This is a genomic window from Holdemania filiformis DSM 12042 (genome assembly GCF_000157995.1).
Taxonomy (GTDB): domain Bacteria; phylum Bacillota_I; class Bacilli_A; order Erysipelotrichales; family Erysipelotrichaceae; genus Holdemania; species Holdemania filiformis.
The window spans coordinates 220,563-232,980 of the sequence record NZ_GG657562.1; the positions used below are offsets into that span (position 1 = coordinate 220,563).

Genomic DNA, 12,418 nt, shown 5'->3' on the forward strand with positions numbered 1-12,418 from the left:
GTTCTTTACATCTATCTTTATTTTGCTTGAAGTTCTTTGCGCATCGCGGAATATCCGATCCAGACCGTCCAGACATAAGCGCAGGTCTTCGGAATCATCAACATGCCGATCATCGGAATCGTATCCGCCCACAACACGACCGGAATGTAGAATCCGAAGCTGAGAAGAATCGTCAGGCTCATGAAACGGAAAGCCGCGTCCTGATGCTGCTTCGTGCTTTGATAAAACAACACGATGATCAAGATCCCCAGCAGGGCAAACGGAAGATTGCGGTAAATCCCCCAGGATAGCGGAGCGTTGGCGCTGGTCCAGCCGTTCTGCGGGAACAGGCACAACGCGATCCGCAGCGCCGCCAACAGATAGACGGCGATCGTCACGCCCTGCTTTCCGGACACCTGATAACGCTGACGCCAGACATAATATAATAAAACATAGAAAATTGTCATCGTGATCGAGGTGATGAATTTTCCGACCCCCAGCGCGAACGTATAATTTTCCAACCCCGTCGTGCACAGCGCGACGGCCCGCGGCACAAGATGGAACGCGTCGCCCGCGCCCAGCGTCACCGCCATAATGCCGAACAGGACATACTGACGATGACCGCGGCCCTGGCGGATCATGATCAGCCCGAGCGTGATCACCGTACAAAGATACACAATATCAAACACAGTTTCTACAATGGCTTGCATAAATTCTCCTCCTTTATGAACATTGTTCATTATAAATTCAGAAGCTGTTTCTGTCAACACCTTTTGCGATCATTTCCTGTTTATTCTTTTTCATTCATTTTGAGCGTCTGCGTTGACTTTCATGATTCTTCTTCTTATAATGAACGCAGTTCATATCTTGAGAGGAGTGAGACTTTGCCTAAACTTTTGCCTAATCTAAGACAGACCTTGATTGAAAAAGCGATCGAGCTGTCGCGCACCGGCGGCTTAAGCGGACTCAAGCTGCGTGATTTAGCCCGCGAATGCAACATCGCCTTAGGTACGTTGTATAACTATTACCCGACCAAGGACAGTCTGGTTCTGGATGTCGTCCAACAGTTCTGGCAGAACTGTTTTCATCAGAAGTCGTTTCCCGAAGGCGACGTCTTAGTCAAACTGGACTGGCTTTACGCCGTCATGAAAGAAAGCGTCGATGAATTCTCATCCGAGTTTCTGCACGCCGCCTCCGGCCTGTCGCCCGCGGCGTTGGAAGAAGCGAAAAGCCGTGAACTGCATGCTCAGAAGCATCTGACGCATCAGCTGGCATTAGCCCTGAAGACCAGTTTTCCTGACGAGACGGACGATCAGCTGGACGAACGCGCCGCCTTCCTGTTTTACAGCCTGCTGGGCTGCCTGGAAAACCGCGGTTATCGCTATGAATCGCTGCGGCGCTGGCTGGAAAGTGTCTTAACCCCATTGAACAACGATGAAATTCAATAGAAAAGAGAGGAAGTTTATCTATGAAAAAATTAATCAACACCGCTTTTGTCTACGCCCTGGGCGCTATGGCCGCCGGCGTCTTCTTCCGTGAAGTCACGCGGATGCTCAATTATACAAGCCGGACCTATTTGTCGCTGGCCCATGGTCATCTGTTTTTATTAGGCACCTTGTTTTTCTTAATCGTCGCCCTGTTAAGCAAATTCATCGATTTTGCCGAAACCGGCTCTTTCCGCAAGGCTTATCTAGTCTATAATGTTGGTTTGATCTGGACCGTCGCCTTATTCCTGGTCCATGGCTGGATGGAAGTCCAGGGCATGGAAGTCGGCGCCATGATCGCCGGGATCGCCGGTCTGGGTCATATCTTATGGGGTGTCGGCTTAGTCTGGATTCTGAACCTGATCCGTTCCCGCGCTTAATGAACGTACTGATTTCCGCCCGGACGCCGCTCTTAGAAAATTCACAGTGAGTTTCGCTGTGGAGATCCATTGAGTTTCACTTCCGGGAAAAGATAAAAAGCTGGTCAATTCAGGACCTTCAGGGCCTGACTGCCAGCTTTTTTTGTATTCCCCGATTTCACTTTTTCTGTACTGAAGCTTCTGCCGGTATGTTATTCCGCAAATCATCAGCGGATTCAAAAAGCTTTAATTCTCCAACACCCCGTTATCGGAATCCCCGTCCGGCGTCTCCTGGAGAATCTGGGTAAGCGTTGTATACAGCTGACTGACGTCAATCGGCTTGGCAATATGCGCGTTCATTCCCGCTTCCTTCGCCAGCGCTATATCCTCGACAAACGCATTGGCCGTCATCGCCAGAATTGGAAGCGATTTCGCGTTGGGATGATTGGAATTACGAATAGCCTGCGTTGCTTCATAACCGTTCATAACCGGCATCTGAATATCCATCAGCACCAGATCATAATAATCCGCTTCAGAATTCAGAACTTGATCCACTGCCTCCCGGCCGTTATGAACGCATTCCACCTTGACGTCTGCCATTTTCAAAATTTCAGTCGCAATTTCCATATTCAATTCATTGTCTTCCACTAACAACACTCTTTTTCCCGCCAGTTCCCGCGGCTTCACCGTTTCTTTTTCTTCTGGTTTCTCATAAGCCGGTCTGCGGGTTACCGTCATCAAGGTATTGTAGATCGTGGAAGCAAACATCGGCTTGGAAATAAAAGCATTGACGCCCGCTTCCCGGGCCGCTTGTTCAATCGGAGTCCAATCATACGCCGAGATAATAATGATCAGCGTGTCCGCGCCGACATATTTCCGGATCCTGCGGGCAGTCTCGATGCCGTCCATATCCGGCATCTGCCAATCAATAAAGCAAACATCATATTCGTTGTCGCTTCCATGTGCGTCAATAATGATCTTTACCGCTTCTTCTCCCTTTAATACCCATTTCGCCAGAATCCCCATGCGCTCCAGTAAAAGCGAAGTGTGGATGCAGGTATCCTGATCGTCATCCACGACCAGAACATTCAGCTGATTTAACCTTTCCGCCGTCGAAGCCAGCGCAGGGGCGTCCAGCCGTTCAAAAGATAATTCCACAATAAATGTCGTTCCTTCATTTTCTTTGCTGAAAACCTGGATCGTTCCGCCTAAAAGCGAGACGAGGTTTTTGGTAATCGACATCCCCAGGCCCGTTCCCCCAAACCGCTGTGAAATCATACTGTCGGCTTGTTCAAACGGCATGTATAACCTTTGCAGAAAGTTTTCATTCATCCCGATTCCGGTATCGCTGACCGTAAAGCGCATCCGCACCTGATTGTTGCGGATCCCGATCTGACGCACTTCCAACCGGATTTTTCCATTTTCAGGAGTGAACTTGACGGCGTTCGATAAAAGATTCAACAGAATCTGATTCACACGCATAGCGTCGCCCACGACCATTTCCTCCGTAAAATCGACGACGGTGGCCTCGAAATTCTGATTACGCGAGCGGGCTTGGGAATCAATAATGGAAGTAATCGACTGAATCAGCTGACGGAACTCGAAGGGTTCATGACTCATGGTCAGCTTTCCTTCTTCGATCTTTGACATATCGAGCACATCGTTGATCAATGATAATAAATGTTTGGATGAAAAGCCAATTTTGGCCAGGCAATCTTCAACCCGGTTTTGATCGTGGATATTCGCCGCCGCAATCGTCGCCATGCCGATAATCGCATTCATCGGCGTGCGGATTTCATGGCTCATCCGGGAAAGGAAATCCTTCTTCGCATCATTGGCTTTCTGGGCCAGCGTCAGGGCGTCGCGCAGATTCTGCTGAGCTAAGAGCGCGTCGGTCTGATCCCCGATACTGATAATATACCGTACAACCTGATCGTTAACCAGAATTGGATAGGCTTTTAACAACAGCCATTTATCCCGAATTCCCTGGCCTTCCATCTTTAAACTGATTTCGGCCTGACTGCGCAGAATCCCGGAATGGAAAAGCTGATAAAGCGCCGCCTGATCATTTTCTGACAGCTTGGCTGTAAAAGCATCGTAGTGCTGCAGCTGATCCTCATTCAAGCCCAGAATCCGTTCACAGTTAGGGCTGATATATTCCATCCATTTCTCTTTTAAATTATAGATAAAGAAGACGTCGTCGACATTATTGGACAACAAATCAAACATTTTCTCGCGGTCCGCCACGTCATGCACACGCCTGCGTTCCATGTGCCGGCTGTTCTGGATACTTAGGATAATGATAAACAAAGAAAGCAGAACCGCCGTTGATATCGCCAGACCGCTCGTGTATTTCATCTCTTTTTCCAGAGCTAAAACTTTCTGATTGGCAAAGGTGATAATCGTTGTCAAGGTTTCGCTGACTTCATCATAGATCGGATAAATATATTCATTCAAATAATCGTTAATTTCTGCTTCCGAATAATCGGGAACTGAATAAAGCAGCTGACTCTGCTCCGCGATCAGCTCATCCATTTTCTCCTGCAGCTTTTTCGTATCGTCGGCAGGGCCAAGATATTTCTCCGTGATTTTGTCCAAAGACTCCTGCTGCAGCGCATAGCGCGCTTCCAGTAAAGCCTCGGTATCCTCTATGGAATGAAAGCTGTCCGTTAAGAAGATACTGATAAATTGTTTCATATCCAAAAGCCGCGAACGCATTTCGCGGGCAGAATTGGAAACGGTGTAAGGGTGTTCGTAAATCCGCGACGCCGCGCTTTCCATATTTCGAATCGAATAAATACTGCTGAGTGTAAAGATAATTGAGATGACGCAGATAATAAGGGTACCCGCCGCAGTTGCTTTTTTAGAAGCAAAGTAAGATTTCATTTATTTTCTCCTCATTTATTTGACAGGCACCCGAGGTTTATTTCAGCTTATTTTTTTAAATTCAGATGGTTGTAGTTTACTAATCTCATTAATTATAAATTATAAATAAAAAAATACAATTCGATTTCCTGAAAACATCCCTGTTTTATCGTTTTATATACAAATTAAAGGTGGAAAAGATAGAATTTGTTTTTTTATTTAACTATCTCGTGTACGAATGAATTTCTCTGATTGTTTTCATGATTATCCGTGCTTTCTGATTTTCTGGCAGGCTGAATATAACATCCGTTTATTTCAAATCACGGAGATTTACCTATGCGCCAGTCTTTGAGCGTCAGTTTGACTGATTGAATAAGGAAATGATTCCGAATCCATTTTATTTTAGTTCATCCGTTGATCATTCTATGTCCCGGAACAGCGACGATTCGTTCTATTCCCTCCATCACAGACAAAACCGGCTTTGCGGTAAAGCCGGCCGTTTATAAATAAACTGGATCTCATTATCAGGGAATTATTCATCCTCATTATTTCGCGGATACCGCCGCAGCGCCGCCTTCATGCTTGCCAGCATTTCTGTCAGAATCTTATATTCAGCGGGCGAACAATCTTTCAACTCTTCCCGAATGTCTTTCATATAAAAAGCTGTCAGCTTCGGCACACTGTCCATAATCAGCTCATCCGGCGTCACGTTCAGCGCGTTGGCAATGCTGACAAACAACTCCAGGCTGACCTTATTCGTTCCGGTTTCAATATGACTGATCGTAGGAATGGATACGCCGACTTTTTCAGCCAGCACCTCCTGAGTCAGATTTAACTTCATCCGCGCGCGCCGCACGCGCTGACCCAGAAGACAATAATCGACGTGATCTTTCTTCTCTTTGCTCATAATTACCTCATAAAATCGTCGTTCATGATTTGATTATATTGTAACCGGATGCAAAAATGATTATAATAAAACAAGAAGCAATATTTGCTTTATACTTAAATTTATTCAATTTAAGTCGTTAAACAAAGGAGATAAAATATGTTAGTCACCGCGGCAACCAATCCTGAAGAAGCTTACACGCTGCTCAATGAAATCGTCGGCATCGGCGATTTTACCAGCGCTGATCTCGCTGATTTTCTGAGTCTGATCTCGAAACAGGTCGGAAAGAAAGAACGGTCGATTGAAAATCTGACCAATGATTTAAAATATGGCGGTTACGGCGAGGAAGATCAGCTGGAAATGACGGAACTGCTATTCCGTGAACAGACCATCCTTGAAAACCTGACGGAAGTCATCGCTGCCACAAAGGAAAAGCTGGCAGTTTACGAAGCTTACGAAAACAAGAAACAATAAGCTGAACCCCGTTTTGTCAACTCTGTTGTGACCGGATTTTAACCGGAATCCGGTCTTTTCTCTTTCCATTTTCATTTCCCGCCGGCCGCCGATTTCATTATACGGGATTGCGGATAAACCGCAACGATTGTCCGTTCATTAAACAACCGTTAAAAATCGCGCTGAAGGTCATGGTTAAAAGTATTTTTTACAGGAAAGAGAGTTGAATGATGATGAAAATTCCCGGAATTCTTATTCGAATCAGCCGGATGGATCAATCGCGGAAACTGACGGATCTGGCCTTTCAATGCCACATCTCAGCCAGTTATCTCAGTCAGATTGAAACAGGAAAGGCCCAGCCTGACCCACAGATTCTGCGTCAATTGGCCAAAGCGCTGGATCTCGACTACACCATCGATCAAAATTGGCTGCTCCCGGCTCGTCAAAGGCTGGATCAGTTCATCCGCACCGCGCTGCTTTCCGACTTGGATGCCGCACGGGAACAGGCGTTGAATTTACAGCGCCTGCGCAAACGATATGTCGCTTCGCCCCTGGCCCTTGATTATCATCTGGCCTTTTTTGTCTATGCCATCATGATAAAAAAACAGCGCGGATTTTCCCAACAAAAACGCCTGTTGACCAGTATACGGGAAAGCTTTAGCGATACACAGGCCGCACTGTTTGAACTTGCCTGCGGAATCAGCGATCTGAGTCAGGATTTGATCGAAGCGGAAATTCATTTACATCGCTGTCTGAAAATCAATTCAGAACCTCTGTTCAATGCGCTGGGTCATTATTATGCTTCCCTTCTTTATTTTAAGAAAGGAAAAAGCCTGCTTGCCAGTGAACATTGCGCCAACGCTTCGCGCATGTTCAATCAGGCAAACTGCTATCCCTTTCTGATCTATTGTCATATCCAGTACGCAGCGATCCTGGCAATGCAGGAATATGACCGGCCGGCGGCGATCCTGACGTCGATGCTGGAAAGCAAAACCTTGAACCTGATGTCCGGAACGCGGTCTGTCATTCTCTGTAAGCTGGGTTATTGCTGCATAAATCATGGACGCTATGAACAAGCCGAAGCCGTTCTCGAGCGCTTCGGTGATATTCCCCACCCCAGCGAAGAGCTGGATTTTCTGCGGTGTCTTCTGAAATATAAAAAGGGCGAAATTGGGCTGATGAAAAATCAGATCCCGGCGGATAAATCCTATTCTGAACCGATTTCCGATCTGATGAAAGTCATGAAGGCCGCTGCCGATCAGGATCCGCGGCGGGATAAGCTGCTGATCACCCTGTTAAAACAAGGTCGGAAAAAACTGGATCAGCATCAGAAACGGTTCTATCTGATGCTTTTAATTGATTATTATGATGAAAAACGCAGCTATGCAAAGAAATGCCAATGTCTTCAGCGGCTGGCTGAGCTCCTGCAGGGGGGTGAACTTTGATCGAGTACGGCACAGACTGGCCGGCAGCTCTACTGCCGGTAACAATCGCGATATGCCTGCGGACGCATGCCTGTATTTTTCTTAAACAGCACGCTGAAGTAATCGCGGTTGACAATGCCAACGCTGACAGCGATCTCCGCAATTCTCATATTCGTTTCCATTAACAGAAGCTTGGCCCTTTCGATCCGCAGGCGGGTGATATAAGCACTCAATGAAATCTTTAAATCCCGGCTGAACGTCCGGCTGACATAAGCGGGCGCCATCCCTAAATAATCCGCGGTTTCCTGCAGTCCGATTTCCTCTGTATAGTTTTGTTTTATCCAGGCGATTGCCTGCTGAGTAATCGGGCTCATGCGCTGATAATCCGCCGCCGCTTCCTGATGAATCTGACGCAGCCGCTCAAGCACCGCTTTTTCCGTTTCCTCAACGCTGAAATAGCGGTCCAGATGGAAAAGCAGCGAAGCGGAAGACTGCGTTAAATTGAGCTGGTCTTTCAGCTTCATGGTCAGACGGTTCAGATCGTTGATCACCGCGTAGCCCAGATCAAAATTAAAGCTGGGCTTCACTTCTTTAATGAAAAGCTCATGAACAGCCAGCTCCAGCTTGTGGACATTCTTATCAAAAAGCAAAAGCTCTATCTGTTCCAATAGTTCCCGGATCCGGTTCCAGTCGCCTTTTCCCTGCGGGATATCCTGACTGCGGATAACCACCGGACGCATGTCAAAATAAGCCAGCCGGCTCAGTTTCAGAAGAAATTCCCAATAGTTTCGCAACTTCTCCAATCTTGTATGCCATAGTTCCCCCACAATCAGCCGAATCTATGCAGAATGATCATCCTGTTTCTCGACTGTCAGTCAATCTGTATGTGTATTGTATCACAAGTATGTTCATTAAAAACAACATTTTAAAGATCTCAGATCTCCAATTCTTTAGTAATTCATGATCCTCCATGCCGTTCACAGCGCTGATCAATATCGGATTTCCACAAGCGGAGAAAGGGAAAGAAAAACAAAAAAAGCTGCCTTGACGACAACTTTTACTTATAAATCATGGTGGACGCTAAGGGACTCGAACCCCTGACCCCTTCCACGTCAAGGAAGTGCTCTCCCAACTGAGCTAAGCGTCCGGTGCTTTAATATATTACCATTGATCCTTAAAAACCGCAACCCTTTTTTAACCAAAAATGTCAAAAAATGAACGGCCGAAGCCCGCCTTTTTTCCGTTTTTCTTCCCCTCTTCGGATTGGATTCCTGCCTCAGATTCCAAAACGATTGGAGAAAGTTAAGGGCGGGTATGCTATAATGAAATATCGGAGGCGAAGCATTATGAATTTACAGTTTTGTGAAGCGATCACAGGAAAGCAGCTGGACGAATTTACCCGTGCCAGCCGCTGTAATAATATATATCAGACGGAAGCCTGGGCTCATGTTAAAAAGGAATGGACTTCAAAATTTGTCGGCATGACCCGGGATGGACAGCTGTGCGGAGCGGCGATGATCCTGTTCCGCAAACTGCCGATGGGCATGAAGCTGGCTTATATCCCCCGCGGACCGATCATGGACTATGAGGATTCCGAACAGGTTGAATTTTTCTTATCTGCAATCCGGCGTTTTTGTGCGAAGCAGGGCGCGGTGGAATGTAAATTCGATCCGTATCTCATAATCGGCAGCTTTGAGTTAGATCAGAAAGAAGCGGCCTGGAACGTCCGCAGTCCGATTCCGGAACAGTTGGCGAAGGCTAACGCGCACTTTGCGGGTTATACGAAGCTGATCAGCGAAACCGTGCAGCCGCGGTATCAGCTATGCTTCCCACGTCAGGAAAACTGGGAAGCGCTCTTCCCGAAAAAGACCCGCGAAAAAATCCACAACAGCTTTGCGAAGGGGATTCAGATTGAGGTCTGGGGGATTGAGCATGTCCACGAATTAGCCGAAATGATCAAATATACGGAACAGCGTAAAAATATCCATCTGCGCAATGAAGATTACTTCCGGACGATCATGGAAAACTTCGGCGATCAGGCCTGCATCCTCGCCGCTCATCTGGATTGCGATCATGCGCTGGCACTCGTCGAGGAAAAACAGGAAGGTTTTCGTCAGCATCTAAACGAGCTGGATGAAAAAGCAAACAAAAAGCGTAAACAGCTGGAAAAACAAATCGCGGACCTTGACGAAGAAAAAGCCAGGCTGCACCAACAAGCCCAGGAAGATGGCCGTGATATTCTGGTCAGCGCGCTGTTGTTAGTTCATGACGGCACGACCTGCGAGCTGTTGTACTCCGGCTTAAACGAGAAATACCGCCGCTACCTGGCCGCGTATGCCCTGCGCTGCCGCGGGATTCAATGGGCTTTTGAACAAGGCTGCACACGGTTTAACTTCGGCGGGGTAGAAGGCACGCTGGACGATGGATTATTCATCTTCAAGTCGTCGTTTTCACCGAAGATCGACGTTTATATCGGCGAATTCAGCCTCCCGTGCAAGCCGGTTCTATATCCGATCTGGACTCAGCTTCTGCCGAAGGTTAAGGAATTACGCCGGCAATGGTTAAGGAGGGAATCACATTGATCATCTGTAAACAAATTCCGGCCGCCCAGCTGGACATGTTTGTCAGCGGACATCCGTATGGGCATTACATGAAAACCTCGATGTGGGCAGCGCTGCAGAAGCACGATCAGCCGCATTTCATTGGTTTTTACGATCACGATGAACTGAAAGGCACGGCGATGATCCTCGAGCGGAAGTCGCTGGGTATCCACTATTTCTATGTTCCCTGGGGGCCTTGTCTGGATTATGACGATCCCGAGCTGTGCGAACAAGGCCTGCGGGGATTGATCCAGCTGGCAGAAAACGCCGGAGTTGACTTTCTGCGGATCGATCCGAACGTCTTGCGTATGGAGCGGGATATCAAAGGCAATCCGATCGAAGGCGGCGAAAATCACGAAGACATGACAGCGCTGCTGACATCGCTGGGGTTTGTGCATAAGGGTTACGGTTATGCCTACAACGGCAGCTGGGTCAATCGCTACACGTTAATCATCGACCTGTCGCCTTCCATCGAGGAGATCGTCAGGCATTTCTCCAAGCCGCGCCAGAACAGTCTGCGTCGGCATGCGGTGATCGGCGTGACGACCCGCCTGGGCACAAAAGCAGATTTGCCGCAGCTGTGCGAATTTGAACGGCAGCTATCCCAGATTCAGGGCTTTCAGCCGCATCCCCAGTCCTTCTTTGAAGCCTTGTTGGATGCCTTTGGCGATCACGCCGCCTTGTATGTAACCGAAATTGACCTCGATCAAATGATCAGCGGCATCCAGCATGAAATTGACAGCGGCAAGTATAACAAGGATCCTGAAGCGCTGCAGTCCAAGCTGAAAGAAAAAGAAAAAGCCGCAGCATTAAAGGCGCGATACGGCGCAAAGCCAGCGATCGCCGCCGGCCTGTTTCTGCGCTTAGGCACGCAGTCTTGGGATCTTTATACCTATAACCACAAAGATTTCAACTTTATCAAAGCGGTGGATAACCTGCACCGGTTCGCTATCGAAGACATGAAAAATCACGGCGTCCTGCGCTATGACATGTGCGGATTCTCCGGCGTGACGGAAAAGTCCGATCCGCATTACGGTTTGTACGATTACAAGCGTTCATTCGGTTCAGTTTATACAGAACGGATCGGCGAGTTCGACTATATCCGCAAACCGGCGCGCACTGCCCGCTGGAAAAAAGCGGATCGTTTCCGCCGCCGGGTAAAACGCAAGCTCATCTCGCTGCGGTATGGTAAACAGGAGAAGCACGCATGAGACCGGTCGGACTGACCTCGGTCACCTTTCGTCAGATGAGCGTCGATGAAATCATCGCACTGGCCCGGGAAACGGGCTGCACCGGTATCGAATGGGGCAGCGACGTCCATATCAAACCAAAGCAGTTGGATCTGGCCGGTCAGGCTGCGGAAGCCTGCCGGCAAAATCAACTTGCGATTTTCTCCTACGGCAGCTATTACAAATTGAATCAAGGTCTCGATCCGGATACCGATTTCCAGGCTTATCTCGAGACCGCCGTCAAATTGGGAGCGCCGCTTGTGCGGATCTGGGCCGGCCGCACCGCTTCCGCGCAAGCCGACGATGATTTTTTTCAGAAAGCTGTCGCGGAAACACAGCGGTGCTGTGATCTGGCAGCGAAAGTGGGAATCGACGTAGCATTTGAATATCACCGCAAGTCGCTGACGGATAACAGCGCTTCCGCCGTGAAGCTGCTTAAGGCCGTTAACCGCTCCAATTGCAAGACCTACTGGCAGCCCAATCCAGAGCTCACCGTGGAAGAAAACAGCCGGGAATTGGAGGAAATCCGGCCCTGGCTGGCACGCGTCCATGTGTTCAGCTGGTTACCCGACAACACACGGCTGCCGCTCGCAGCCCAGGAAGCTGCCTGGAAAAACTGGCTGACTTTGATTCCCCGCGAAATCCCGCTGATTCTGGAATTTGTCAAAGAGGATCAGCCGGAACAGTTCCGTCAGGACATGGAAACGCTGCAAAAATGGCTGCCGCACAATACCTGTCTTTAGAAAAGTGTCCTTGAAATTCCACTATAAGCAGCTTAAAAACAGTTTCTCCAACCCCCTCTGAGCTTCGGATCGAGGGGGTTTTTCATAGTTGGAATTGTGAGCTGTGAGTTGTGACTCCTGCGCGTCATCCGATTCTATCCTTTCCATTTTCATCTCCATGATTTGACTCTAACGAACTTTTTTCCAACTTCACGCTATCCTGAATCCGATCCTTTGAAGTCCAGATCCACTTAGTCATGAGTATAGGACAGCTGGGTTATGTTCTCAGCTTCATGCTTTGAATCAGAAAGCTTTTTAAGCTGCTCGTGGAGATCTTCCGAGGTATTTATTCTATTTAAAACTTGGACGATCTGATTCACTTCTGCTTCGTTTAAACTATCCAACTCTTTCTCATCG

The 12,418-nt window shown here is 48.1% G+C and carries 11 protein-coding genes and 1 tRNA gene; 7 read left to right on the forward strand and 5 right to left on the reverse strand.

The window, feature by feature from the left end:
• Positions 1–17: 17 nt before the first annotated feature.
• Entirely contained in the window at positions 18–689 is a 672-nt protein-coding gene (locus HOLDEFILI_RS16905) for a hypothetical protein (protein ID WP_039865376.1), read from the reverse strand.
• Between the two features lie 174 nt (positions 690–863).
• Between HOLDEFILI_RS16905 and HOLDEFILI_RS16910 the strand changes: the two genes are divergently transcribed.
• Both HOLDEFILI_RS16910 and HOLDEFILI_RS16915 read left to right on the forward strand, forming a co-directional pair.
• A complete protein-coding gene (locus HOLDEFILI_RS16910) occupies positions 864–1,427 on the forward strand; it encodes a TetR/AcrR family transcriptional regulator (protein ID WP_006061116.1) in 564 nt (187 codons plus the stop codon).
• A gap of 20 nt (positions 1,428–1,447) precedes the next feature.
• Entirely contained in the window at positions 1,448–1,843 is a 396-nt protein-coding gene (locus HOLDEFILI_RS16915) for a DUF2871 family protein (RefSeq protein WP_006061117.1), read from the forward strand.
• Between the two features lie 225 nt (positions 1,844–2,068).
• On the opposite strand, the gene HOLDEFILI_RS16920 is transcribed toward HOLDEFILI_RS16915, so the two are convergent.
• On the reverse strand, positions 2,069–4,708 hold the full coding sequence (locus tag HOLDEFILI_RS16920) for a hybrid sensor histidine kinase/response regulator (protein ID WP_006061118.1): 2,640 nt from the start codon (positions 4,706–4,708) through the stop codon (positions 2,069–2,071).
• Positions 4,709–5,219: 511 nt separating this feature from the next.
• Entirely contained in the window at positions 5,220–5,594 is a 375-nt protein-coding gene (locus HOLDEFILI_RS16925) for a helix-turn-helix domain-containing protein (RefSeq protein WP_006061120.1), read from the reverse strand.
• Between the two features lie 138 nt (positions 5,595–5,732).
• Here HOLDEFILI_RS16925 and HOLDEFILI_RS16930 point away from each other — a divergent pair, with 138 nt between their 5' ends.
• The gene (locus HOLDEFILI_RS16930; RefSeq protein WP_006061121.1) at positions 5,733–6,047 is read left to right on the forward strand and encodes a hypothetical protein; all 315 of its coding nucleotides are present in this window, start codon (positions 5,733–5,735) and stop codon (positions 6,045–6,047) included.
• A 209-nt stretch (positions 6,048–6,256) separates the two neighbouring features.
• A complete protein-coding gene (locus HOLDEFILI_RS16935; RefSeq protein WP_167317161.1) occupies positions 6,257–7,471 on the forward strand; it encodes a helix-turn-helix domain-containing protein in 1,215 nt (404 codons plus the stop codon).
• A 29-nt stretch (positions 7,472–7,500) separates the two neighbouring features.
• On the opposite strand, the gene HOLDEFILI_RS16940 is transcribed toward HOLDEFILI_RS16935, so the two are convergent.
• Both HOLDEFILI_RS16940 and HOLDEFILI_RS16945 read right to left on the reverse strand, forming a co-directional pair.
• Positions 7,501–8,244: a helix-turn-helix domain-containing protein gene (locus HOLDEFILI_RS16940; RefSeq protein WP_039865380.1), complete on the reverse strand. Its 744-nt coding sequence runs from the start codon at positions 8,242–8,244 to the stop codon at positions 7,501–7,503.
• A 277-nt stretch (positions 8,245–8,521) separates the two neighbouring features.
• Positions 8,522–8,597 (reverse strand) — tRNA-Val (locus HOLDEFILI_RS16945).
• Between the two features lie 199 nt (positions 8,598–8,796).
• Between HOLDEFILI_RS16945 and HOLDEFILI_RS16950 the strand changes: the two genes are divergently transcribed.
• Genes HOLDEFILI_RS16950 through HOLDEFILI_RS16960 form a run of 3 tightly spaced genes read left to right on the forward strand, consistent with a single transcriptional unit; the run spans position 8,797 to position 12,022 of the window.
• Positions 8,797–10,032, forward strand: a complete 1,236-nt coding sequence (locus HOLDEFILI_RS16950; protein ID WP_039865381.1) for a peptidoglycan bridge formation glycyltransferase FemA/FemB family protein — start codon at positions 8,797–8,799, stop codon at positions 10,030–10,032.
• Positions 10,029–11,261, forward strand: a complete 1,233-nt coding sequence (locus HOLDEFILI_RS16955; protein ID WP_006061126.1) for a lipid II:glycine glycyltransferase FemX — start codon at positions 10,029–10,031, stop codon at positions 11,259–11,261. Before HOLDEFILI_RS16950 ends, HOLDEFILI_RS16955 begins: the two co-directional genes overlap by 4 nt.
• Positions 11,258–12,022 (forward strand): sugar phosphate isomerase/epimerase family protein, encoded by a 765-nt coding sequence (locus tag HOLDEFILI_RS16960; RefSeq protein ID WP_006061127.1) that lies wholly within the window; start codon positions 11,258–11,260, stop codon positions 12,020–12,022. The genes HOLDEFILI_RS16955 and HOLDEFILI_RS16960 overlap by 4 nt, the downstream gene beginning before the upstream one ends.
• Positions 12,023–12,418: the final 396 nt, after the last annotated feature.

Coding starts and splice junctions, on each gene's coding strand:
- HOLDEFILI_RS16905 (WP_039865376.1), bottom strand. CDS start 689: ATGCAAGCCATTGTAGAAACTGTGTTTGATATTGTGTATCTTTGTACG.
- HOLDEFILI_RS16915 (WP_006061117.1), top strand. CDS start 1,448: ATGAAAAAATTAATCAACACCGCTTTTGTCTACGCCCTGGGCGCTATG.
- HOLDEFILI_RS16920 (WP_006061118.1), bottom strand. CDS start 4,708: ATGAAATCTTACTTTGCTTCTAAAAAAGCAACTGCGGCGGGTACCCTT.
- HOLDEFILI_RS16925 (WP_006061120.1), bottom strand. CDS start 5,594: ATGAGCAAAGAGAAGAAAGATCACGTCGATTATTGTCTTCTGGGTCAG.
- HOLDEFILI_RS16930 (WP_006061121.1), top strand. CDS start 5,733: ATGTTAGTCACCGCGGCAACCAATCCTGAAGAAGCTTACACGCTGCTC.
- HOLDEFILI_RS16935 (WP_167317161.1), top strand. CDS start 6,257: ATGATGAAAATTCCCGGAATTCTTATTCGAATCAGCCGGATGGATCAA.
- HOLDEFILI_RS16950 (WP_039865381.1), top strand. CDS start 8,797: ATGAATTTACAGTTTTGTGAAGCGATCACAGGAAAGCAGCTGGACGAA.
- HOLDEFILI_RS16960 (WP_006061127.1), top strand. CDS start 11,258: ATGAGACCGGTCGGACTGACCTCGGTCACCTTTCGTCAGATGAGCGTC.